Origin of the sequence: Bacteroides muris (ex Afrizal et al. 2022) (genome assembly GCF_004793475.1) — a bacterium.
GTDB classification, from domain to species: domain Bacteria; phylum Bacteroidota; class Bacteroidia; order Bacteroidales; family Bacteroidaceae; genus Bacteroides; species Bacteroides muris.
On sequence record NZ_SRYZ01000022.1, the window covers coordinates 1 to 22,221 of the forward strand.

The following is a 22,221-nucleotide window of genomic DNA, read 5'->3' on the forward strand; positions in this document are numbered from 1 at the left end:
GCGGAAATAGCTCAGTTGGTAGAGCATAACCTTGCCAAGGTTAGGGTCGCGAGTTCGAGTCTCGTTTTCCGCTCTTTTTCAGATAGAAAATCCCGCAAGCATTATTCAGTGCTTGCGGGATTTTTTCATTGTATAGAACTGGAACGAGTCCGAAGTTGTTGTTACTGTTTCTGTAATGACAATCCGAGCATCATTCCGTCGTAGCTGTTGGCCAGCGATCCGATACTCTTCAGGGTGGAGTTGCTGCTTTTGCTGGAGAGGAAGGTTATCAGTTTTAATAGTTTGTCTGATTCGAACAGCAAGTCCATAGTTTTGGAGGTAGCGTTGACCTTGGCATTCATACCTATCAGCTTGGCGAATTTCAAGTTGACCTTTTGGGTGGATGCATTGTAGGAGTAGCTTCCCTTCATACTCTTTTGTCCTACTTTGGCACTGAATGTGCTATCGGCATTGAATGTGAATGACATTTGTCCGGCTTTGATACCTGCTTTTGCAAGTTGTTCGTCCAGTTTCTTTTCTGCGGCTGTGGCGGCAACGGTACCGCCGGCTTTCTGCAACAGGTTGTCCGATTCAAATTCAATGGCAGAGCCGGTGTACGACCAAGTGCCGGTCATATTCGCTGTTGACTTGCCGGTTACAACATTTACCGCCTTCTCTATATTTTCTTTGTTGAACAAATCCTTGATGGATTGTGCGTGACTATTGCTAGTCAGCAACAGTGCGGCAACAAAAAGCTGCCAAAAAACTAATCTTTTCATTTTACTTGTTTCTATTATTTGCTATTTAGGCTTTTGTTGATACTTTCGATATAGTCCAGCAGCTCTTTCCGTCCCATGCGGTTCTCGGAAGAGGTGATGAAGTAGGGGGGCAGCTCTTCCCATTGTTCCTTCAACTGTTTCAGGTATTCGTTGATGTTGGTGTTCAGTCTGCCGCCTTTCAGTTTGTCGGCCTTTGTGAATACGATGGCAAAAGGTACAGCGTTTTCGCCCAACCATTCCGTAAACTCGAGGTCGATGGCTTGGGGAGCCAGCCTGCTATCTATAAGAACAAACAGACAGGTCATCTGTTCGCGTTGCAGTATGTAACTTTCAATAATGCGCTTGATTTGTTCCTGCCCTTTCTGTCCCCGTTTGGCGTAGCCATACCCCGGAAGGTCTACAATGTACCAGCTCTTGTTGATGAGGAAATGGTTGATGAGCATGGTCTTTCCCGGTGTGGCAGAGGTCATGGCAAGTCCTTTCCTTCCGGTCAGCATATTGATGAGACTGGATTTTCCTACGTTGGAGCGCCCGATGAAAGCATATTCGGGAAATGTACCTGCGGGGCATTTCTGCACGTCTGTGTTACTGATGACGAATTCAGCGTTTGTAATATTCATTTTGTTGCCTTTTTGGGGTTTTACGTGTGGCAAAGGTAGCACTAATTTCATAAGTTTGCACTATCTTTGTGGCCAATAGGAAAATTTTAAGTATGAATGGACAGTTTCCCTCGACATTATTGGAGAAGGCAGTAAATGAGTTTGCCAAGTTGCCCGGAGTGGGACGTAAGACGGCTATGAGGCTGGTTCTTCATCTGCTCCGTCAGGATACGGCAGTAGTGGAAGCGTTCGGCAATGCCATTGTGACGCTGAAGCATGAAGTGAAATATTGCAAGGTATGCCATAACATATCAGATACGGAGACGTGCCGCATCTGTTCCAGTCCGCAACGAGACGCTTCGGTGGTTTGTGTGGTGGAGAATATTCGTGATGTGATGGCTGTGGAAGCTACACAACAGTTCCGTGGCCTGTATCACGTGCTGGGTGGCGTTATCTCGCCGATGGATGGCATTGGTCCCGGAGACTTGCAGATAGAAAGCCTTGTACAGCGGGTGGCCGCTGGTGGTATCAATGAGGTAATTCTTGCGCTGAGCACTACGATGGAGGGAGACACGACAAACTTTTATATCTACCGTAAGCTGGAAAAGTTGGGGGTGAAGCTCTCAGTCATAGCTCGTGGCATTTCCATCGGAGACGAACTGGAGTATACGGATGAAGTGACTCTGGGACGCAGTATCGTGAACCGCACCCCATTTTCGGGAACAGCCTGATTGTGTTGGGGTATTATCAATTATTCATTATCTACTATCAATTAACTGAATGGAAGAACAAATAAAGAAGACCGCGGCGCGTGTTCGAATTGCTTTTGCCTGTTTCTGGATACTCCCCATCTTGCTCATACTGTTTGGAGAAGCCGGAGGCGGATGGGTAGGTATGTATGCCGGAGATGTACGTGCCACTTATATGGCCGAGACGATAACCATTCTGCTGGCTGCCTCTTGCGTACCCGTGTCTCTGAAACTTTTTTCTTGGGTATTGATTCGGAAAATAGATGTAGTGACACTTCCCGAAGCCCTCCGGTTCTATGCAATGTGGAGTGGCGTGAGGCTGGCATTGCTTGCTATACCGGTGCTTGCGGGCTTTTTCACCTATTATATAGTGTTGAGCAGTACGGGTATACTGTGCGCACTGATAGGACTGACGGCTTCTCTGTTCTGCCTGCCGGGTGAGGAACGATTGCGTAAGGAACTGCATATCAATAAAGAATAACTATAACGGACTGAAAAATATGAATAAATCTTATTTCTGCAGTGAAAGGGTGCGTCTTCGTGCTATGGAGCCGGAAGACCTGGAAGTGATGTATTCCATGGAGAATGATTCCCGGACTTGGGATGTGACGAACTTCACCGTGCCTTATTCCAGATTTGTATTGAAACAATATATAGAGAATTCCGAGTGCGATATGTTTGCCGACCGCCAACTGCGTATGATGATTGTACGTGTAGAGGATGATGCGGTGATAGGTACTATTGACATTACAGAGTTTTCTCCCATGCATGCCCGTGGAGAGGTGGGCATTGCCATACGGAAGGAGTATCAGGGCAATGGTTATGCCAAGGAAGCGTTGTGCTTGCTGTGCGACTATGTTTTCGGTTTCTTGTATCTGAAACAGCTGATAGTTCATATTTCGTTGGATAATGAGGCAAGTATCTGCCTTTTTGAATCCTGCGGTTTTGTGCGTTGCGGGCTTTTGAAGGAGTGGTGGCGCGTAGGAGGGCGTTATAAGGATGTCGTACTGTTGCAGCTTCTCCGCAGCGCTAATTGAGTGCGGGAATCTGGGGGAAGCGCGACCATATTTCATATTTTGCTCCAAGCTTGCACAGGGCTTTCTTCCAGAGTGTACCGCTGGCCGCCTCGTCCATTAGCGAACTGATGTTTTCTTTGCCTACCAGCCAGGTGTTTTCTTCAATTTCCCGGCCCAGCTGTTCGTACTCCCAGCCGGAGTATCCCAAGAAGAATCTGATTTTGCCTTTAACGGGATTTCCCTGCATGATGTAGTTTTTGATGTATTCAAAGTCACCGTTCAGGTAGAAGCCTTTACCGATGGATAATGCTCCGGTAATGCCTTTGAGAGTGTGCAGATAGAACAACGTATCTGTACTGAGCGGTCCTCCTTTATAGATAGGTATGTTTTCCGGGCAGTTGAAGTCCTTCAGCACATCATTCAAGAATAGAGGGAGAGGTTTGTTCAGAACCAGCCCCATTGTGCCGTCATGTGTATGATCCACCAGCAGAATGACGGACCGTCCAAACATATGGTCACACAAAAAGGGTTCGGAAATCAAGACCTTTCCCCGGGCAGGAACCACATGGTTTGTTTCTATCTTGAATAGATTTATATTGCTATACATGCCACTAATATACATAATATTCCACAATAAACAAAAAAACCTAGCTGTTTTTCATTTTAAAAGTTTCTTTTCTCGGACTTCATGGCCTTTTTATTCGGAGAGAATACTTAAGCTTGCAGATAATGGGCAATTTAATACAATGAAATATACTACACTATTTATACGTTAACTTTAGGGCTGTTTTCTATAGGACGGATTGCTTGGAGGAATTTATAGAGCGTATGCAGCGTCCGGGACATTCGTTCGCCATCTGAACTTTTCTGGCAGACTGAAGACGGAGAATGCCGAACGGTATGCCGCTGTGGTAGAGGCGCTGGGTAGAGATGGCAATGCCGGCACCCGATTGTGGTGGGATACCGGCATCAATTGATAGGGGCATATAGGACTGTCTTTTATTGGACGGGGTGATTTTCGGCAAAAATTGCCATACGTTCGTCCAGTTGGTCGTACTGATGGTCTTGGATAAAGGAAGTGCAGGCACGCAATCCTTCTTGATGGCTTCCGGTAGTTACCAGCGAAATGGCGCTTACGCCGTAGTACATCAATTCCCGTGCAAGTTCTCCGCTACTCATACCCGGATAGCCGATGGTGAAGTAGAAACCGTCGGCAACGGAATCACCCAAATCATTGTCGTATACCAAATGGAAACCGTGGCGCAAGAAGATTTCCTTCAGGCGGTGAGCACGTTCGCCGTACACTTTCACTTCATCAAGGAAGTTGTATTGACCTTCATTGGCTGCTTTAAGCATGGCGGCAAGAGCATACTGCGCAGAGTGGCTGGTGCCGGAGGAGAGTGCATAGAGTACGCGGTGGATGAATACTGTGCCGAAGGTTCCGCCTCCGTAGCGTTGTGTCAGCCCGGGATAGACGCGGTCATACAGTTTGTCTGATATGCAGCTTACACCGATGCGTTGGCCGGCATAGCTGAACGCTTTGGAACCGGAAATGAGCAGCACGTAATTGTCTGTATAGTGTGCCACGGAAGGTTGGTAAGGCGCTTGAAACGGTTTGCTCAGGTCTTGGCGGAAGTCCATGGCAAAGTAGGCGAGGTCTTCCAGAACAATGACGTCATATTGGGTTGCCAGTTCGCCAATGATGCGCAACTCTTCTTCTTTCAGGCAAATCCAGCTGGGATTGTTAGGGTTGGAATAGACGATGGCAGAGATATTACCCTTGCTGAGGTAACTTTCCAGTTTCGCTTTCAGCTTGCTGCCACGGTAGTCGTATACGTCAAAGGTTTCATATTTCTGTCCCATTACGACCAACTGCTGCTTCTGTACCGGGAAACCGGGGTCGATGAAGAGAATGGTATCCTTTTTCTCATCGCACTGGCTGCACGTGAGGAATGAAGCAAAAGTTCCTTGCATGGAGCCGGTAACTGGTACGCAACCTTCGGGGGCCACATCTGCATTGATAAAGGCTTTGATAAAACGTGATGCTTCCTGCTTCAAGGCGGGAAGTCCGTTTATATCCGGATAGAGGCTGGCGATGCCATTCTGCAAAGCTTCCACTTCGGCCTTTACGCCCACGGCAGAGGGGGGGAGTCCGGGTACACCCATTTCCATTTTTATGAATTCCACACCTGATGCTGTTTCGGCATTGGCGGCAATGGCTTTTACTTCACGGATGGTTGCTTTGGCAAAGTCTGTGATATGAAAATCTGCGATAGTTTCATCTATCAACTTACGTTCAATAGGAGTATTTCTCATGATTTCAATATTAATTTGGTTTTGCAAAGGTAACATAAATCTCTTATAATCAAGTTGTGTTGAAAAAAAGATGTTTTTTTTTCTTTCAAGCTATTGCAGATATAAAAAAAATGTCTACCTTTGCAACCGCAATCGAGAGAGATAGCAACTAAGAAATGAAATAATGGTGCGTTAGTTCAGTTGGTTAGAATACATGCCTGTCACGCATGGGGTCACGGGTTCGAGTCCCGTACGCACCGCAATAAATATTGAAAATCAACAAGTTATAAAGAAAACACCCGATTTTACACCCAGCAATGTAAAATCGGGTGCTTTGATTTAATAGCAAAGTGGGAAATACAAATAGAAAGGACAACTTACTTGTAAGGTAAATAATCCTTTCTACTATTGAAATATTTTATTTCTTCAAATTTTGGCTTTCGTCCATTGCGGACGGAGTGATAACAACTGTTAGTGGGGGATATATTAAGGTTACCAACCGTTCCAAATCGTCATTATTTAACCGGATACATCCTTCTGTCGCTCTACTTCCGATACTTTTAGGGGCATGTGTTCCGTGAATGCCTATTCCCTTATGTCCGGGTACTTTCAAGCGTATGAAGTGTTTTCCGTATGCCCCCTTTATTTCTCCTTTGCCGTCGTGAAAATCATGTGTCCATTCAGACGCATTTTGAATATCAACAACTTGGAATACCCCTTCCGGAGTACGCATATCTCCCTGCTTCTGTTTGTTTCCGTATGCCTTCCCTACCGCAATAGGAGCGCAAAACAATGTATCTCCTTTGTAGTCGATTAGGTTTAGCTGCATATCTTGTTTGGATATGACTATAATGTTGGCGTTCTCAATTTTAGAGATAATCCTCTGATGATGAAAACTGCATACCAACCATGTACATACACAACTTACTAACAGTAAAAATACTCCTAATGTAGTTCTCATGAGAGTTTAAAATTGATAGGTACGGTGTACTTAACCCTCACGGGTACGCCTTTCTGTTTACCGGGTTTCCATTTGGGCATATTACTTAAAACCCGCAGTGCTTCTTTATCTAAATATTTATTCGCACTCCATAAAACTTTAAAATCGCTTGTGCTACCGTCTTTGTTTACCACAAATGCCACAATAACCTTGCCCTGTATGCCTTCCTCTTGGCAATAAGTGGGGTATCTTAAGTTCTTGCCGATAAAATTCATCAGACCAGCCGTTCCGCCATTGGGGAATTCAGGCATTTGTTCGGCAACCTCATATATGCTGTTATCATCCGCATTAGCAACAGCCACATCATTCACGCCTGCGCCAGTCGGTGCGTCGTCTTCCGCTATCACAAGTTTTTCTGCCTCTGCTTCAACTACCGGTACGTATGGGATTTCTTTTACGGTGTTTTGGTTTTGCTGTTGCGTGTATGTTTCCTTAGATTGAGCAACGGCATTATTTCCGGTATAGGTCACGCTATATTCATTCCTTCCATTGTTATATTTTACATTCTTTATTTGCCCGTCTTCCGGTGCATTCTCTTCATATAGGAAGATAGGCTGCTCTGTTTCTTCATCAAAAGAATATATGGCAAACCGCCGTTCTTGCGTGGCGTTGTTTTTGAGGATAAAGGCGAATTCTGTAAATTTCTCATAGCCATTATTCAAACGGGGGAATAAAACATTATTAGGCTTTACATTTTTCTGCAACGTGTAAAGCTGCCAACCGTCATTCCCGGTAGTAAGTTGATTGCGTTTGCAGTAATCAAGTATTGCAAGGCGGCACTTGGAAGATTCGATGTATTCCTTTGTGTCTGCGCTGCCCCATACATCATTAAGCAATTTGAAATCGTTCCATTCAAGCAAATATGGAGAGGCAACAAACCCTTCCACACCATTTACCTTGATTTCTGCCCATTCCGTATCTTTGGAATAGGTAATCAGTTCGGAGCCATAAGGCACTTTGGATAAAATATTGTACTCTACCCCTGCTACTTTTGATGAACGCAAAAATACATTGTTGGCAACTACATAAGTGCGCAGCGCATCCCTATCTTTGGCATAAGGAACATACCATATGAAATATCCTGCTATAAGTCCGACAAGTGCTATCGCACCAATGGCAATGCCAATAATCAGGGTGTTGTTCCGTTTTGTTGATGTCGGTACTTGATAAGACGGTGCAACCGGGGGAGTTTGAAAAGTCTGGGCGGGTTGCGAATGTATCGCATCAGTAGATGTTTGATTAGGATTGACTTGTTGTGACGGAATTTCAGGTTGAGCCGGAGCATAGGCAGAAGTCTGACTTGTCATTTGTGGTTCTTGCTCGATATAGGGGGCAAGTTCTTCATTAGGGTGTTCCATTTCTTGCATACGTGACTGAATCGTATCGTAATCCTCTTGGTCTGCCTTGATAGCACGACTGGATTTTGCGATAGCGATACTATTCTTTATCGTAAACCAAATAGCAGCAACTGGAGCGAAAACAAAAGCAAAGATTATTTTGATGATGAAAGCAACCATTTGTTGGAAACATCCTTCACTCGGATTTACACGTGACATGGCTTCATCTGCCCATTTTTCTTCTGCTGAACGGGTTACAAAGGTTTTCAATGCCGAGGGAAGTCCGCCAAGACCTGCATAAATCCATGCATTCATGATGTCATTTGGATTTGACAAATACATCATAAGTCCGATAGACATGAAGAACAACAAGAATATAAGTTTGACAATAGACCAGGCTTTTGTTTTTTTATTAGCTGCTATGTTCTCTGCTAACATCTGCAAGCTACATTCATTACATTGCGGCTTATTGTCTAATGTAAAAGGTGCTGAATCTACACATTTTTTACACATCGCTCTTCCACAAGTAACGCAAGACGATACAGCTGGTGCATCGCTATGCCAAGCGCATGGATTAAAGGAAAATCCCATCGGAATCCGCATAGATGCATTGGGATTGGGTGCACCACATTTTGGACAGCTTTGAGCTTTGTCAGACATTTGGCTTCCACATTCACTACAATTTATCAGTGCCATGAGTTTAAAACTTTATCATCCCAGTTCCAAGATGAGTTTATAAAAACACGAAGCGTGGAACTGCAATGCCATGCCTTTGTTCGAAGGTCCTGAGAAAACCTTGTATGACAGATATGGTAATAGCAGCCCACGCCTATAGCGTGAGAACCACTATGCCTTCTCTTGTCATACATTGAAAATTTCTCAGGTTTTCGAACGCAAGATGAGCATAACGCTTCTTTCTTCTTTTAATATGTACCGAAAAGAGCCACTGCTCAATTCCGATTGCAAAATTAGCAAAAAAATGGATAGGCTTTATAAACTGCCACTATATATTTATAATATAGTATATTTATAATCTTAATCCCCTCTTCGGTGTGTTTTCCTCTTTTTGGGTGCGGCTTATACCCAATTTTTCTTTGAGTTCCTGAAATTTCATTTTAAACCATTCGAGTATGGGCATACCGTCAATACATAGCCTGAATTTCCCATTCTCCTGCGGGTTCCTCTCCACGGTTGCCGTCGAGTGCTCCGTCCTGAACCTCTCCTTGTGTTCTTTCGAATAGAGCCTGCCTTTGAACCCTACGGGCTGCAGGCTGACGATTCGCCTTGTCAGTTCCTCGGTGAACCCCACTTCCCGGCATTGTTCGGCTATGGGCAGCAGTTCCGTTACGATAGGGAAATAGGTATCTATCTGTTTCAGCCTATTGTCGTACCCTGCAATTTTCTGTTGGTAACTCCGGTCTATTCTGATTATCTCGCTGTTGTGGCGGTTCTCCATGTTCTTCTGTTCCCTCTGCTCGGCTTGTACCCGCTTTTGCAGCTTCACAATGTCCTGCCTCAAACTTTCGTTCTCCGCTTCCAGTCTCTTGACCTTGCTGCCTCCCAAAAGAGAACTCACCCCGTCCGCTATGGCTGTGGTGGCGTTTACTGCCGCATTCTTCATCTTCTGCGTGTTGATTTCCCCCTTGACCTGCTTTAGTTTCTTCAGCGCTTCCTCTTCTAGTTGCAGCAGGTTTTCTATATTCTCCTGCAGGCTGTCCTGCTGCTCCACCAGTTCCTTGTAGTATTGCGAGGTGGAAACGTGCCTTGCCAGCGAGCCGTCCACGCCTCTCTGCAAGCCGTACTTGCTCATGGCTTGGGCATAGGTGTCCTGATAGTGTTTCAGCTTGTGCCTTGCCATGACGTCATCAGCGCACAGCCTCACGTCCTGCGGGTTCTTCTTTCTGTATTTCTTTTTCCCGTTCCGTTCTTCTTGTCTGGCTTTCCTGCGCTCCCCGGTCACTATCGGTACGACTGTGGCGTGTATGTGCGGTGTCTTCTCGTCCATGTGCAGGACTGCCGACACGAGGTTCAGCTCCCCGTATGTTTCACGGAGCCATTTCAGGTTGTCGCTGCACCAGCCGTCAAGCCGCCCGTCCGCTTCCATTTGCTTCATGTCCTTGTTGCTTCCGGTGAGCAGTACCCGGATTGCCTTCACCTGGTTGGTGCCCACCTTGCGTCTGATGCCTGCCGTTTCTATCCGGTGCGCTATCGCCTCGGTGCGGTTCTTCACCCCTTCGGGAAACTGCACCAGTTCCCGGTTCAGGTGCGTGCGCGTACTGTCCGCGTTCTTGGGGTGGACGGTACGCTCTATGTGCGTGGACATTGCACCGTCCGCACCTTTTGCCTTTTCCAAATGCAAAACTGCATATCCCATAACTGTAATACATTTTTCGGTTAATACTTCCCCTGCCTTGTTCCCATGCCGCATGGCTCCGGGGTTTCAAAAGGGGCGGCGTCCCTTTTGCTCATTGGGGCTTTTTTAGCAATGCGTGCATTGCGTGAAGAAAAAGCCCTAATGAGCTATGGCTTTTTTAAAGCCTTCCGGTGCACGTGCGGTTACATCCTGATGCCTTTGTTTTTCGGCTGCCTTGCCTGCCGTTGTCCTCCCTCCGGTTCCTGCTTCTCCTGCCGTCGTTCCGCTTGTCCTGACCGTTTACCACAAAGGAAGTCGTTCAGGTCGTTGTAGCCTCCGTATATGTGTGACGCGTCCCGGACACGCAGCCCGTATTCCTCCCGCAGTTCCTGAACGGCTTCCATTCCCGCCTTGTCGTTGTCAAGAAAACAATGGATGCGTCCGTAACCGTCCAAAGGTCGGATTGCTTTGGATAGGTTGGAAGTCGAGTTCAGCACGATGTAGTCCTGCCCGTCAAGGTCGGGGCGCTCCGGACACCTTTCCAGCCGCAGGGTGAGGAAGGAGAGGTAGTCCATGAAGCCCTCGAAGAGGCAGCAGGTCTCCCTCGGCTGTTCCTGCCGTATGTGGGTGATGTCCTTCGGTGCGATGCACCCCTTGAAGAGCTTGTTGCGTATCTCGTAGCCTCCCGAACGGTTGGGGAAGCCGACGGCAAAGTATGGTTTGCCGTCGGTCAGATAGCGCACTTCCCTGCATTCTCTTTTTGCCAGCTCCGTATTTATCCCCCTCTGCCGCAGATAGGAATACAAGGCGGGGGAAGAGAGCGGCACCACCTCCAACTGTTGGAAACTCGGTTTTGAGGGTGTCTGCTTGCCAAAAGAAAAGGAGACCGGATGCACGCCGGGCGCCTGCTCCGCTATCCGTTCCAAAAGGTAGGGCAGGCTGTCGGACGCGTAGAGTTCCTGCGCCAGTGCGATGATGTTCCCGCCCCTGCCCGCGCCAAAATCGTACCATAGGTTGCGTTCCGTATTCACCTTGAAGGACGGCTCCCGCTCGTCCCTGAACGGTGACTTGTACCATAAATTTCCTCCCTGCCGCCTTACCGGGTCGTAGCCGAGACTGTGCAGGTATTCCTCTATGCGTATCTGTTTCGCTTCATTCGTATTCATGTAGATTTCTGTTTAAGTGGATATTGTTTTTTTTCTTTTCGCCCGTACCTTTCCGTATATTACGGGCTGTATCCACTTTACTTTACTTCCGTATATATATGGTACGGGAATAAAGTAAAGTGCTTTTATCAGTAACCGGAACACTTCACTTTACTCTGACGTATATATATGCCCTGACTAAAGTAAAGTGGTTTCCGGTCTGTGCCGCTAATAGTGGAAGTCGGGATTGAAGGTGTATTTCCTGCCGTTCTCCTGCACTATCATCCGCTTGCTTTTGAGTACGGTGATGAGTTTTACCACCTTGTTGCCGCCGAGTGTGGCACCGACAGAGGCGTATGCTTCCTGCAAAGCTTCCGCAAGTTCCTGATAGCCGTATTCGTCTTTCAGGGTGAATGCCGCTTCCAGTGCGATGCGGTGCTGCCTCTCGGTGATGTCCTTGTACGGGTCGAACTTCTCCCTATTTCCTTTTGTCTCATCCTTGTCCTTGAACTGGTAGTCCTCCAGCAGTTCGGGCAATGCTTCCTCATTGATGCGGAATGCGAACGGCTCGAAGTCCACCGCCCTGATATGTGCGGTTTTGACCGTACTTATGTCGGGGTTCTTGCTGTCCTTCTCCACTTGCAGCACCGTTTCCGCCTTGTTGCTCAGCTCGGTTCCGATGTGCCCCCTTGCATTCTCGTCCCCCTTGTTCTGGTGCAGTATGGTATGGATGTGGATGTTCCTTTCCCCCGTCCATGTCATCAGCAGGGAGATTACCTTCGTGGATTCGCCGGGGCTGTTGATGTCGTACACCATGTCCCGTATTCCGTCGATGATTACCAGCCCGACGTTTTCAGTCCGGTAGATTGCCTCCTTCACGATTGCTATGCGCTCTTCGGGTGTGTATTTCCGCAGGACGAGGAACTCAAGGTTCTCATGGTTGCTGCCTGTCGGCAGTCCCGCCATGCGCAGGCTGCGCCTTGCCACTTTCGCACAGTGATAGGAGCTCTGTTCGGTGTCCACATAAAGTATTTTCCGCTTGTTTTCGGGCAGTTCTGCCGTATAGTTCAGTACCGTCCCGTTTTTCAGCGCAGCCGCCACGATTGCGGAGACGTTGAATGTCTTCTTGCTCTTGGCTTTCCCGATTGACGCGCTGAAGTTTCCCAGCGTGCCGATGACGGAGCCCTGCACTTTCAGGATTTCGGGTGCCTGCTCGTAGTCTTCCGAAAGGTCGAGCCGCGAGGCATGCCATAGGATTACCGCCTCTTCGGGCGTGATGTTTCTTTCCTTGTTTTCCATATGGCACCTCCCTATCTGCGTCCCCCGCTTTTACGTCCTGCCAGTTCCAGCGCCATGTCCGCATCGACGATGATTTTGCGCCCTATCTGCGTAATGGCTCTGTCTATCCTCCCGCTTTTCTTGATGCGGTTTGCTGTGGGTATGCTGCACCCGAACAGCCGGGCTATGCCGCCTATCCCGTACACGTATTTCTTGTCCTTGTCGGCTGCTGGCTGGGCTGGCTTCGTTTCGCTTCCCTGCAAGGCATGGCGGTTCAGGAATATGAACTCTTCGCCCGTCATCTGCCATACGGGCTTTGATAAAAGGTCTCTAATTTCCATATCAGAATGAAATTAACGTTTGTACTGTAAGCCCTGCGCATGGGCTTTTTACCTCGTTCGAACAGTGCAAAGTTAGTTCCGGGTATGGGTGGTAAGGATGTGGATAGCGTGATTAGGGTATCACGCTATCTTGTTAAATATCAGTAAGTAATAAGAAGTGGTAGAAATTATTTTGGGTGGTAAAAGTGGTCGTGTCGTGGAATGTCGGGACATATCACCGGCTATCGGAATATAGACCGCATTTCCTTGGCAAATTCCTGATTGCTGTCACTGGCTAAATCTGTACGGGGAACGGGTGCCTTGTATTTGGATTTGTAATATTTTATGTCTATGTCCAGCAATCTCATGATTTCATCCTTCCACTTCTCTCTGTCCTGATTGGAGAGGGTCTCACTCATGAGGAATATCAGGTAGCATACACGCGCCTTTTCTCCCGGTCTTATCTTCAGTCTGTTTCTGCATGGCTGCAAGTTCATTCCGGCGTAGAAATCCGCTTCGGGAACGGCTTCAAACTGTTTGTCGTTGCATTTCTCATAAATGGCTGACAGCAGTCGCATGGGGAAATAGGCGGGCGGGCTTGCTGGGGTGGTAGCGGATGAGGGAATTTCCTTTTCTTCCCCTTCCTTTTTCTTTTGGTCGGTCAGGTATTTATCAAGGATTGCCAATAGTGAGCCTCCCAGCCTGCAAATGTCCCCGCAACGGTTTTGCAGGCATTGCAGGGCTTCCCGCCTTGCCTGCTCCTTCTGCGTGTACAGTTCATTCAGTTTGGCTTTCTCCTTGTCGTATTCCCGTTTGCACCGTTCGTACCTTCTTTCCAGCAGTTCCTCTTCCTGACGGTCGTGCTCCCTAAAACCTACTGCCTCCAAAGAACCATTCGCTTTCATGAGTTCCCGGTAATATCCGTTTGTGACTTTCATCTGTCTGTCAATACCCCAGTCAAAACGGCTTTCATGCTGTCGGCAGACATATCCGGTATCGAGACGGTCAAAAAACTCCTTGCAGGCATTGTAAGTCGAGATGTTGCTCTCAATCTCCCGTTTCAGACTGTTCAGGAGTACGGAATAGTGTGTGGCGTCCATTTCAAGCATGAGGCTGATAAGTGCCGCCTCAAAGGTCTGCGTGTCCCCGTACTCTCTGTAAAAATCGGAAATGAACTGTTGCTTCTCAAAAGAGAAACTGCCGCCGGACATTATTTCGGCGTATATTTTGTTGAGCTTCCCGTAGCGGGGTATCATTGATGTTATTCTTTCGTCCATAGTGTGATAGTTACAGTTGGTTGAATTTGCTCATTGCGTTTGCCTTCACGTCATCGGCTATGTCTATGTAGGGCTTCATCGCCTTGTAGTCACTGTGCCCCGTCCATTTCATCACCACTTGTGCGGGGATGCCCAATGCCAAAGCGTTACAGATGAATGTCCGTCTTCCGGCATGGGTGCCCAGCAAGGCGTATTTGGGTGTAATGGTGTCTATACGCTCGCTGCCTTTGTAGTAGGTCTCGCTTACCGGGTCGTTGATTTCCGCAAGCTCCCCCAGTTCTTTCAGGTAGTTGTTCATCTTTTGGTTGCTGATGACCGGAAGCGCCTTGTGTCCTTCAAACTCCACGTCCTTGTATTTGTCAAGTATCGCCCTGCTGTGGTTGTTCAGTTCGATGACAAGGCGGTCAGCAGTCTTTACGGTGGTGATTTCTATATACCCGTCCCGAATGTCGCTCCGTTTGAGGTTGTACACGTCCGAATAGCGCAGCCCGCTGAAACAGCAGAACAGAAAGACGTCCCTTACCCGTTCGAGATATTGCTTGGTCGGGGGTATTTTGTAGTCTTTCAGCTTGTTCAGTTCTTCCCATGTGAGGAATATCACCTTCTTTTGGACGCTTTTCAGCTTCGGGTTGAAGCTCTCGTAGGCGTTGTTCATGCAGTATCCTTTCTTGGTGCACCACCGTAGGAACCATTTCAGGTAGGCTATCTGCTTCATGGTGGACGTGTTGCGCAAGCCTTCCACGTCCTTGAGGAAATTCACATAGCTTGTCAGCTTGGGTTCGTCCAGTGCCCCGAAGGTCAGTTCCTTGTCGAACTTCTCAAGGTGTTTCCTCACTGCGGCGAACTTCTCATAAGTGGCGTCAGACCAGCCGTTCTGTGTCCCGCATTCCTTGATGAACTCCCCGAATACCTCCATAGGGGCGAACGTCAGGGGTTTCTGCTGTTCTTCCTCCCTCTTTTCGCTGTGCAGGCTGTTGAAAGCCTCCTTTACTTGTGCGGTGGTAGGCATGGTTCCCTGAACCTCGAACTCCTTGAAGATGTTCTGTATTTCCGTATAGTAGCGCAGCAGGTCGGTATTGATTTCGGATGCGCTCTGTTTCAGCTTGTTGGTGCAGCCCGGCTTTACACGTTGTTTGTCTGTGTCCCATTTGGCTGCGTCGATGCGGTAGCCCGTTGTAAACTCGATGCGCTGGCTGGCAAATATCACACGCATACGGATAGGCACATTCTCCACGATTGGTACGCCGTTCTTCTTACGGCTCTCCAAAGAAAAGATGATGTTTCTCTTGATATTCATATTCGGGTGTAATTAAATTAGCACCCAAATATACACCCAATTATTGGGATAGCAAAAGATTTTGAATGATATTTTACGATATATATCAATTGTAATAAGCTGTTTATTAGTAGATAGTTACAAGTTTATGATGTTTTGTAAAATCGTAGGTTAAAGTACCGTACGCACCGCAAAATCAAATTAAAGCAAAGCTCTGGAATCCAAGAATTTCAGAGCTTTCTTGTTTTCTGTATCGGCAAGAATAACGATTTAAAAAACATGCGTGGGATTATTCGTAGGATTCCTGCCAGTCTTACTATACTCATCTGATGAACTTGAACTTTCTTGCGGTATAATCGGGAATTCGGGTACAAATATCCGTAACTCATATACGTCTTCGCTTGTGCTATCGCGGTATCTTTGTCATCAGAAGTTTAACAAGAAAAATAGAGTAATATAGAGTATGGCAAAAACAATTTTAGGAGCTTTGTCACTGCTTGTCATAATATCGTGCAGTATCCCCGTGAAGGAGAACACCGTTCAACCTAATATAATGGAAACGAACAAGAAAAATCTCGGAAATCTGTTGGCGCTCTATCCCAAGCCGATGACGGTTGTCGGGGCGGAGGTTGAAGGGAAAGTAAACTGGCTAGTGGTAGGCCATACGGGTGTTATTGGACATGACCGGATACTCATCAGCATGAGTAAAAGCCATTACACTAATCAAGGAATAAAGGACTCAAAACGACTTTCCATCAATCTAGTGAGTCGTGAAATATTGCAGAAAGCTGACTATGTGGGAAGTGTAAGCGGTGCAATGGTCGATAAGTCAGAGGTGTTCGCCTACCATATTGGCGAAAACGGTACCCCCGTTATAGACGCATCGCCACTCACCATGGAGTGTGAGGTGGTAGACATCTATGAAACTGAAAGTTTCGACAATTTCATTTGTGCGATAGTCAATACATATGCTGTTCCTGAAGTACTTGATAATAACGGGAAACTCGACTATACGAAGCTGAAACCTGTATTGTTTGAATTTCCGACCTATTCCTACCTTGCCACGGGAGAGATTATCGGCAATTGCCTGAATCTGGATAAGCAGCCGGGTATGTGCGCCAAAGAGCCGATGAGTGCTGACGGTATCGTGCGGTTGTCGAAGATTGAGGTTTATCCGCAGTATCTCGACGAGTATATGAAATACGCAATCGAAGTAGGCGAAATCTCTCTGCGCACCGAATCGGGCGTGCTGACTATGTATGCGGTCGGCGAGAAGGAGAATCCCTGCAAGGTGACCATCCTCGAAACCTATGCGAGCCATGCGGCTTATGAAAAACATATTGCATCAGAACATTTTCAGAAATACAAGCAAGGAACGTTGCACATGGTCAAATCATTGGTCTTGTCTGACCAGACGCCACTTAATCCGGCTAACAAGCTCAATAACTTCATGCAATAAATAGAACGACTATGAACAAGATTTTTTTTATTTCAGTATTCAGCATTTTAACACTCAATGTTATGGCACAAGAAAAGATAGTACAGACAGCAGGACGCACCCAGTTGGGTGAGTTTGCTCCTAAATTTGCGGAGCTCAACGACGATGTCCTCTTTGGCGAGGTCTGGAGCCGCACCGACAAACTCGGTCTGCGCGACCGTAGTTTAGTAACTATTACCTCTCTTATCAGTCAGGGAATCACGGATAATTCGCTCGTGTTCCACCTTCAGTCGGCAAAAAAGAACGGCATCACCCGTACGGAGATTGCCGAAATCATCACCCATATTGGTTTCTATGCCGGTTGGCCCAAAGCGTGGGCAGCGTTTAATCTGGCCAAAGGCGTATGGGCAGAGGACACCGCCGGTAAAGATACCAAAGCCGCGTTCCAGCGTGAAATGATTTTCCCCATTGGAGAACCGAACACTGCATACGCACAGTACTTCATAGGTAACAGCTATCTCGCTCCCATTTCACGTGAGCAGGTTTCCGTCTCTAACGTCACTTTCGAGCCTCGTTGTCGCAATAACTGGCACATACACCGCGCTACTAAAGGCGGTGGACAGATGCTTATCGGTGTTGCCGGTCGTGGGTGGTATCAGGAAGAAGGCAAGCCGGCAGTAGAGATTCTACCCGGTACGGTTATCCATATCCCTGCAAATGTGAAGCATTGGCACGGAGCCGCTTCTGATGGTTGGTTTGCCCATCTTGCTTTCGAAGTTCCCGGAGAGGATACTTTTAATGAATGGCTAGAGCCGGTGACGGATGAAGAATACGATAAACTTAAATAATACAATCCACAAGTCAAAACTGAAACTATCATTTTGCTCTGTCATTAGCTTCGCTCAAAACCTTATCAGACTTTTTCATTAAAGTATAGTTTTTGCTTCGTTCTGACTGTGTTGAGACGGCCGAACTAAACGTCTTCTTTATCAGCATACAACAGCTGTACGAACACTTTGCTGAATATAAAGTATCACTTTATCGCGAGTAAAGCAACACTTTATTGCGAGTAAAGCAGTGCTTTATCAGTGATAAAGTATTACTTTATTACGAATAAAGTGTCTTTCGAGGGACTGGCCATGGAACGGCTGGAGCAGGAGTGGGAGGCCTATCCGGTGCTGCACGTCGATTTCAGTCTGACGAAATATACCGAGCTGCGCGACTTGACGGGGCAATTGTTATATATTGCCACTCGGTTTCCGTTAAATCTGTCTGATACATCTTTTTTTAAGTTTGGTCGCCTCAAAGAAAGAAATAATCTGACGGATACGGAAACCTCTTTAGAAAAAGATTTCAGTCATTTTTTAATAGGCTCTTAGTTTTGTAGAAATTGTATCGTGGGATGGCATTTTTCATGGCTTAACATTGTATGATGGCAGTAAAGTTAGAGAAAAAGCTGCTCTGTACAATAGCGAATGTGAAAATGTTGGGAAAAGACCGGGAGTTTTGTTTATCTTTGCACCCGCAATTATCAATCGCCTTGTAACGATTGTCTGGAATTATCATATTATGAAGCAGAAACGAATACCATTGGTGGGCAGACAATACCTTGTGCCCTTCATTTTGATTACCTCTCTTTTCTTTTTGTGGGGATTTGCTCATGCCATTCTGAATGTACTGAACAAGCACTTTCAAGAGATACTGGACATCACGAAGACGCATTCGGCCTTTATACAGATGACGATGTATATGGGATACTTCATCATGGCCATTCCTGCAGGACTTTTCATCAGTCGCTTCGGATACCGCCGGGGTGTGGTATTCGGACTGCTGCTCTACGGTATCGGTTCGCTGCTCTTTATCCCCGGGCAGCAATATTTGTCTTTTAATCTTTTCTTGTTTGCGTTGTTCGTGATAGGCTGTGGACTGACATTTCTTGAAACTGCCGCCAATCCTTATGCCACAGAATTGGGCGCAAAGGAAACAGCTGCCAGCCGACTGAATTTCGCGCAATCCTTCAACGGTCTGGGATGTATCTGTGCACCGGTGCTTGCCGGACTGCTGCTCTTTTCTAAGGATGGGCAGACGGGCTCGGGCAATGTCGCATTGCCCTATATCTGTATGGGGTTAGTTGTCCTGCTGGTAGCGCTGGTTTTTTCAAGAATCAAGTTGCCCGAGATTGAACATAGTGTGGAGGTGGACGAAGCTGGTAATAAGGTAGGATTGTGGTCGCACCGGCTTTTCATTTTCGGGCTGATAGCCTTGTTTGCTTATGAGGTCGGTGAGATTTCCATCAACAGCTTCTTTATCAACTATGTGGTGGAACAAAACTGGATGAATGCTCGCGAAGCTTCGGTAGTACTTTCTTTCGGCGGATTGGGACTGTTCATGTTGGGACGTTTTGCCGGTAGCTGGATTATGGGACGCGTACGTGCCGAGAAAATGTTGCTGGTGTGTGCCACGGGGACAGTAGTGACCACTTCGTTGGTGTTGCTGGATGTAGGGATGGTATCGCTTGCAGCTCTGTTGTGCGGATATGCGTTTGAGGCTATTATGTTTCCCACGATTTTTGCCCTTTCCTTGCGCGGGTTGGGAAATCATACCAAGAGGGCTTCCTCTTTCCTGATGATGTCTCCCGTGGGAGGCGTGGTAGGTCCGCTGTTGATGGGGCTGGTGGCAGATCATGCGACGATGGTGTGGGCGTTTATTGTACCGCTGGTTGCTTATTGCGTGGTATGGGCATATGCCCGCAAGATGGTGTCTGTCTCCACCGCTTCCTCAATATAGGAGGAAGCCTGAGATTCCGGCAAGGAAATCCATACGGGGACAGCCCGAAATGTAGGGAATCACAATCAGTGTGGCTACTGCCGGACGAATGCCGTTAAAGATGTGTATCCGCCACCGATAGTGAACATTTCTATCTTAGCAAAGATTATAAAAAGCAGTAAATATTTCATTATTTCTCTTCGGGTGACTTTTTTTTGCAAAGAACTCCCAATTAGTCAACATATACAAATTAGGAGGATAATATCTGTTTATTAATATTTTATCCGGTTATATTCTTAAATCTATTTAAAAGGAGGATATTCCGTCGTAAATAAGCTTTATCTTTAACACGTAATTTCAAATAATATGAATGTATATGATACAGATAGTACAATTACATGGTACGGATAAAAAACTGTATGAGCTTGTAGCCCCTTTGGTTATGAGCTCGAAAGTGCTGAAACAGAATTACAATTACCCTTTCCGGACATCGGAAGAGTACGAGTGGTTTGTTGCTCTGGATGATAAACATGTTGTAGGTTTTGTGCCGGTGGAGCATAAGCAACATAAATGTGTTATCAACAACTATTATATTGAGGAGAAAAATGTTGACACGCTGAAATTACTTCTGGAAAAGGTACTTGAGAAGCTGAGCGAGGAGAGCAGCCTGACAGCTGTCAGCTTTGTTGAGGATAGGGATGTCTTCGGTGAGCTGGGCTTTTTGGAAGACAAGGTATGGACTCGTTATGTGAAAATGGAGAAAAACAAATAATTATGGCTGCACCCAAAAATGTGTATGAACTGGCGCAAGAACGTCTTGATGTGATTTTCAGGGAGTTTGACACGGTATGCGTCTCTTTTTCGGGAGGAAAAGATAGTGGAGTGTTGCTGAATTTATGCATAGACTATATCCGCAGGAAACGGTTGGACTGTAAACTGTGTGTGTTCCACATGGACTATGAGATACAGTATAGCATGACCATTGATTATGTGAACCGGATATTGGAGGCAAATAAGGATATATTGGAGGTATATCGTGTTTGTGTGCCTTTTCGTGTAACGACTTGCACGTCGATGTACCAGAGTTACTGGCGTCCGTGGCAGGATGATTTGAAGGACATTTGGGTGAGGAAAATGCCGAAAGGCTGTTTCACTAAGGAGACATTTCCTTTCTATACTCCCAAAATGTGGGATTATGAGTTTCAGATGCATTTTGCCAAATGGCTGCATGAGAAGAAGAACGGAGTGCGTGCCTGCTTTCTCATAGGCATTCGTACGCAGGAGAGTTTTAACCGTTGGCGCAGCATCCATCTGAACCGGAAGTATCAGATGTACCACAATTACCGCTGGACCTCGAAAATAGGTAATGACATTTTCAATGCTTATCCCATTTATGACTGGAAGACGACAGATATCTGGACAGCCAACGGCAAATTCGGTTTTGACTATAACCATTTGTATGACCTATATTATAAAGCCGGGGTCAATATCGAACGTCAGCGTGTGGCAAGTCCTTTTCTCTGCGAGGCACAGGAGAGCCTGAAGCTGTATCGTGTCATCGATCCGAATACTTGGGGAAAAATGATAGGACGGGTCAACGGAGTGAACTTTACCGGTATTTACGGAGGGACGCGTGCCATGGGGTGGCAAACAGTCCGATTGCCCGAAGGGTATACGTGGAAAGGCTTTATGCAGTTCTTGCTTTCCACCTTGCCGGAAGAGACCCGGAGGAACTACTTGAAAAAGCTTACTGTCAGTATTGAATTCTGGCGTACAAAAGGGGGCTGTCTGGCTGACGAGACCATCCAGAAGCTGAGGGATGCAGGAGTGTCCATCGAAGTGATGAATACCACGAATTACAAGACGAACAAGAAACCGGTGCGCATGGACTATTTGGATGATATTGACATTGCGGAATTTCGGGAAATCCCCACTTATAAGCGGATGTGTATATGCATTCTGAAGAACGACCATGCCTGCAAGTACATGGGGTTTGCCTTGAACAAGGAAGAGGCATACAAAAGGGACAAGATAATGGAACAATTCAAAAATATGATGTTATGAGCGTAGATAAAAGTCCGGTATATAATGTAAAGGCGATTTCAATAGAGAAAATACAAGCGAACGATTACAATCCGAATGTAGTGGCACCGCCCGAAATGAGACTTCTGGAGCTTTCCATCTGGGAAGACGGTTTCACCATGCCTTGTGTCTGTTACTATGACGAGAAAGAAGACAACTATATCCTTGTAGACGGTTATCACCGTTATCAGGTGTTGAAGACATCCAAAAGAATTTATCAGCGCGAAAACGGGTTGCTTCCCGTGGTCGTAATCGACAAGGAACTTTCCAACCGCATGGCGTCCACTATCCGTCATAACCGTGCCCGTGGCACGCACAACATTGAGTTGATGTGTCATATTGTGGCAGAATTGGACAGAGCCGGCATGTCAGATGAATGGATAATGAAAAACATCGGGATGGACCGTGACGAAGTGTTGCGGTTAAAGCAAATTTCGGGCTTGGCAGACTTGTTTGCGAACAAGGACTTCAGTATTCCGGATAAGAAAGAAGAAGAGTATGTGGCAGATAAATGAAATATTTCAGGGGCAGA

The 22,221-nt window shown here is 46.6% G+C and carries 22 protein-coding genes, 2 tRNA genes and 1 pseudogene; 12 read left to right on the forward strand and 13 right to left on the reverse strand.

What is annotated here, in order from left to right; translation table 11 throughout:
* A tRNA-Gly gene (locus E5355_RS10655) sits at positions 1–73 on the forward strand.
* A gap of 88 nt (positions 74–161) precedes the next feature.
* Here E5355_RS10655 and E5355_RS10660 read toward each other — a convergent pair.
* Together E5355_RS10660 and yihA are read right to left on the reverse strand one after the other, a co-directional pair.
* Positions 162–758, reverse strand: coding sequence for a DUF4923 family protein (locus E5355_RS10660; RefSeq protein ID WP_136010357.1), 597 nt, complete (start codon positions 756–758; stop codon positions 162–164).
* 14 nt (positions 759–772) lie between these two features.
* Positions 773–1,378, reverse strand: a complete 606-nt coding sequence (gene yihA, locus E5355_RS10665; RefSeq protein WP_217994168.1) for a ribosome biogenesis GTP-binding protein YihA/YsxC — start codon at positions 1,376–1,378, stop codon at positions 773–775.
* 92 nt (positions 1,379–1,470) lie between these two features.
* Between yihA and recR the strand changes: the two genes are divergently transcribed.
* Genes recR through E5355_RS10680 form a run of 3 tightly spaced genes read left to right on the forward strand, consistent with a single transcriptional unit; the run spans position 1,471 to position 3,143 of the window.
* The gene (gene recR, locus E5355_RS10670) at positions 1,471–2,088 is read left to right on the forward strand and encodes a recombination mediator RecR (RefSeq protein ID WP_035448317.1); all 618 of its coding nucleotides are present in this window, start codon (positions 1,471–1,473) and stop codon (positions 2,086–2,088) included.
* Positions 2,089–2,137: 49 nt separating this feature from the next.
* On the forward strand, positions 2,138–2,587 hold the full coding sequence (locus E5355_RS10675; RefSeq protein ID WP_136010359.1) for a hypothetical protein: 450 nt from the start codon (positions 2,138–2,140) through the stop codon (positions 2,585–2,587).
* A gap of 19 nt (positions 2,588–2,606) precedes the next feature.
* Positions 2,607–3,143, forward strand: a complete 537-nt coding sequence (locus tag E5355_RS10680) for a GNAT family N-acetyltransferase (RefSeq protein ID WP_136010360.1) — start codon at positions 2,607–2,609, stop codon at positions 3,141–3,143.
* Here the strand turns inward: E5355_RS10680 and E5355_RS10685 are convergent.
* The 3 genes from E5355_RS10685 to E5355_RS10690 form a co-directional block, all read right to left on the reverse strand.
* Positions 3,136–3,744 (reverse strand): YqgE/AlgH family protein, encoded by a 609-nt coding sequence (locus E5355_RS10685; protein ID WP_136010361.1) that lies wholly within the window; start codon positions 3,742–3,744, stop codon positions 3,136–3,138. The two genes, E5355_RS10680 and E5355_RS10685, sit on opposite strands and share 8 nt — an antisense overlap.
* 169 nt (positions 3,745–3,913) lie before the next feature.
* A complete protein-coding gene (locus tag E5355_RS20240) occupies positions 3,914–4,108 on the reverse strand; it encodes a hypothetical protein (RefSeq protein WP_328515066.1) in 195 nt (64 codons plus the stop codon).
* Between the two features lie 13 nt (positions 4,109–4,121).
* Entirely contained in the window at positions 4,122–5,438 is a 1,317-nt protein-coding gene (locus E5355_RS10690; protein ID WP_136010362.1) for an aminotransferase class I/II-fold pyridoxal phosphate-dependent enzyme, read from the reverse strand.
* Between the two features lie 165 nt (positions 5,439–5,603).
* Here E5355_RS10690 and E5355_RS10695 point away from each other — a divergent pair.
* A tRNA-Asp gene (locus E5355_RS10695) sits at positions 5,604–5,677 on the forward strand.
* Between the two features lie 158 nt (positions 5,678–5,835).
* Here E5355_RS10695 and E5355_RS10700 read toward each other — a convergent pair.
* The 8 genes from E5355_RS10700 to E5355_RS10735 form a co-directional block, all read right to left on the reverse strand.
* The gene (locus E5355_RS10700) at positions 5,836–6,378 is read right to left on the reverse strand and encodes a L,D-transpeptidase (protein WP_227186940.1); all 543 of its coding nucleotides are present in this window, start codon (positions 6,376–6,378) and stop codon (positions 5,836–5,838) included.
* Positions 6,375–8,450: a TonB family protein gene (locus E5355_RS20345; protein ID WP_370649244.1), complete on the reverse strand. Its 2,076-nt coding sequence runs from the start codon at positions 8,448–8,450 to the stop codon at positions 6,375–6,377. Before E5355_RS20345 ends, E5355_RS10700 begins: the two co-directional genes overlap by 4 nt.
* A 331-nt stretch (positions 8,451–8,781) precedes the next feature.
* Positions 8,782–10,128 (reverse strand): MobV family relaxase, encoded by a 1,347-nt coding sequence (gene mobV, locus E5355_RS10710; protein ID WP_136010363.1) that lies wholly within the window; start codon positions 10,126–10,128, stop codon positions 8,782–8,784.
* 182 nt (positions 10,129–10,310) lie between these two features.
* Positions 10,311–11,273 carry a toprim domain-containing protein gene (locus E5355_RS10715; protein WP_136010364.1) on the reverse strand — a complete coding sequence of 321 codons (963 nt, stop codon included), beginning with the start codon at positions 11,271–11,273 and terminating at the stop codon, positions 10,311–10,313.
* A 207-nt stretch (positions 11,274–11,480) separates the two neighbouring features.
* Positions 11,481–12,551: an AAA family ATPase gene (locus E5355_RS10720; RefSeq protein ID WP_136010365.1), complete on the reverse strand. Its 1,071-nt coding sequence runs from the start codon at positions 12,549–12,551 to the stop codon at positions 11,481–11,483.
* Between the two features lie 11 nt (positions 12,552–12,562).
* Positions 12,563–12,871, reverse strand: coding sequence for a DUF3853 family protein (locus E5355_RS10725; RefSeq protein WP_007759946.1), 309 nt, complete (start codon positions 12,869–12,871; stop codon positions 12,563–12,565).
* A 221-nt stretch (positions 12,872–13,092) separates the two neighbouring features.
* A complete protein-coding gene (locus E5355_RS10730) occupies positions 13,093–14,127 on the reverse strand; it encodes a hypothetical protein (protein WP_136010366.1) in 1,035 nt (344 codons plus the stop codon).
* 10 nt (positions 14,128–14,137) lie between these two features.
* Positions 14,138–15,424: a site-specific integrase gene (locus E5355_RS10735; RefSeq protein ID WP_136010367.1), complete on the reverse strand. Its 1,287-nt coding sequence runs from the start codon at positions 15,422–15,424 to the stop codon at positions 14,138–14,140.
* Positions 15,425–15,866: 442 nt separating this feature from the next.
* On the opposite strand from E5355_RS10735, the gene E5355_RS10740 reads away from it, so the two are divergent.
* The 7 genes and pseudogenes from E5355_RS10740 (at position 15,867) to E5355_RS10775 (ending at position 22,204) form a co-directional block, all read left to right on the forward strand.
* The gene (locus E5355_RS10740) at positions 15,867–16,862 is read left to right on the forward strand and encodes a flavin reductase (RefSeq protein ID WP_136010368.1); all 996 of its coding nucleotides are present in this window, start codon (positions 15,867–15,869) and stop codon (positions 16,860–16,862) included.
* A gap of 11 nt (positions 16,863–16,873) precedes the next feature.
* Positions 16,874–17,689, forward strand: a complete 816-nt coding sequence (locus tag E5355_RS10745) for a carboxymuconolactone decarboxylase family protein (RefSeq protein WP_136010369.1) — start codon at positions 16,874–16,876, stop codon at positions 17,687–17,689.
* Between the two features lie 225 nt (positions 17,690–17,914).
* Positions 17,915–18,091, forward strand: a pseudogene (locus E5355_RS20245) (AAA family ATPase); the annotation flags it as partial.
* A gap of 319 nt (positions 18,092–18,410) precedes the next feature.
* Positions 18,411–19,628 (forward strand): sugar MFS transporter, encoded by a 1,218-nt coding sequence (locus E5355_RS10755; protein WP_136010371.1) that lies wholly within the window; start codon positions 18,411–18,413, stop codon positions 19,626–19,628.
* Between the two features lie 355 nt (positions 19,629–19,983).
* Complete coding sequence (locus E5355_RS10765; protein WP_136010372.1) at positions 19,984–20,379, forward strand: hypothetical protein; 396 nt, start codon at positions 19,984–19,986, stop codon at positions 20,377–20,379.
* A gap of 2 nt (positions 20,380–20,381) precedes the next feature.
* Positions 20,382–21,671, forward strand: coding sequence for a DUF3440 domain-containing protein (locus E5355_RS10770; protein WP_136010373.1), 1,290 nt, complete (start codon positions 20,382–20,384; stop codon positions 21,669–21,671).
* Positions 21,668–22,204, forward strand: coding sequence for an IbrB-like domain-containing protein (locus tag E5355_RS10775; RefSeq protein ID WP_136010374.1), 537 nt, complete (start codon positions 21,668–21,670; stop codon positions 22,202–22,204). The genes E5355_RS10770 and E5355_RS10775 overlap by 4 nt, the downstream gene beginning before the upstream one ends.
* Positions 22,205–22,221 lie beyond the last annotated feature (17 nt).

Bases quoted from the DNA above. Each gene is read 5' to 3' on its own strand.
- E5355_RS10660 (WP_136010357.1), bottom strand. From the start codon at position 758: ATGAAAAGATTAGTTTTTTGGCAGCTTTTTGTTGCCGCACTGTTGCTG.
- yihA (WP_217994168.1), bottom strand. From the start codon at position 1,378: ATGAATATTACAAACGCTGAATTCGTCATCAGTAACACAGACGTGCAG.
- recR (WP_035448317.1), top strand. From the start codon at position 1,471: ATGAATGGACAGTTTCCCTCGACATTATTGGAGAAGGCAGTAAATGAG.
- E5355_RS10675 (WP_136010359.1), top strand. From the start codon at position 2,138: ATGGAAGAACAAATAAAGAAGACCGCGGCGCGTGTTCGAATTGCTTTT.
- E5355_RS10680 (WP_136010360.1), top strand. From the start codon at position 2,607: ATGAATAAATCTTATTTCTGCAGTGAAAGGGTGCGTCTTCGTGCTATG.
- E5355_RS10685 (WP_136010361.1), bottom strand. From the start codon at position 3,744: ATGTATATTAGTGGCATGTATAGCAATATAAATCTATTCAAGATAGAA.
- E5355_RS20240 (WP_328515066.1), bottom strand. From the start codon at position 4,108: ATGCCCCTATCAATTGATGCCGGTATCCCACCACAATCGGGTGCCGGC.
- E5355_RS10690 (WP_136010362.1), bottom strand. From the start codon at position 5,438: ATGAGAAATACTCCTATTGAACGTAAGTTGATAGATGAAACTATCGCA.
- E5355_RS10700 (WP_227186940.1), bottom strand. From the start codon at position 6,378: ATGAGAACTACATTAGGAGTATTTTTACTGTTAGTAAGTTGTGTATGT.
- E5355_RS20345 (WP_370649244.1), bottom strand. From the start codon at position 8,450: ATGGCACTGATAAATTGTAGTGAATGTGGAAGCCAAATGTCTGACAAA.
- mobV (WP_136010363.1), bottom strand. From the start codon at position 10,128: ATGGGATATGCAGTTTTGCATTTGGAAAAGGCAAAAGGTGCGGACGGT.
- E5355_RS10715 (WP_136010364.1), bottom strand. From the start codon at position 11,273: ATGAATACGAATGAAGCGAAACAGATACGCATAGAGGAATACCTGCAC.
- E5355_RS10720 (WP_136010365.1), bottom strand. From the start codon at position 12,551: ATGGAAAACAAGGAAAGAAACATCACGCCCGAAGAGGCGGTAATCCTA.
- E5355_RS10725 (WP_007759946.1), bottom strand. From the start codon at position 12,871: ATGGAAATTAGAGACCTTTTATCAAAGCCCGTATGGCAGATGACGGGC.
- E5355_RS10730 (WP_136010366.1), bottom strand. From the start codon at position 14,127: ATGGACGAAAGAATAACATCAATGATACCCCGCTACGGGAAGCTCAAC.
- E5355_RS10735 (WP_136010367.1), bottom strand. From the start codon at position 15,424: ATGAATATCAAGAGAAACATCATCTTTTCTTTGGAGAGCCGTAAGAAG.
- E5355_RS10740 (WP_136010368.1), top strand. From the start codon at position 15,867: ATGGCAAAAACAATTTTAGGAGCTTTGTCACTGCTTGTCATAATATCG.
- E5355_RS10745 (WP_136010369.1), top strand. From the start codon at position 16,874: ATGAACAAGATTTTTTTTATTTCAGTATTCAGCATTTTAACACTCAAT.
- E5355_RS10755 (WP_136010371.1), top strand. From the start codon at position 18,411: ATGAAGCAGAAACGAATACCATTGGTGGGCAGACAATACCTTGTGCCC.
- E5355_RS10765 (WP_136010372.1), top strand. From the start codon at position 19,984: ATGATACAGATAGTACAATTACATGGTACGGATAAAAAACTGTATGAG.
- E5355_RS10770 (WP_136010373.1), top strand. From the start codon at position 20,382: ATGGCTGCACCCAAAAATGTGTATGAACTGGCGCAAGAACGTCTTGAT.
- E5355_RS10775 (WP_136010374.1), top strand. From the start codon at position 21,668: ATGAGCGTAGATAAAAGTCCGGTATATAATGTAAAGGCGATTTCAATA.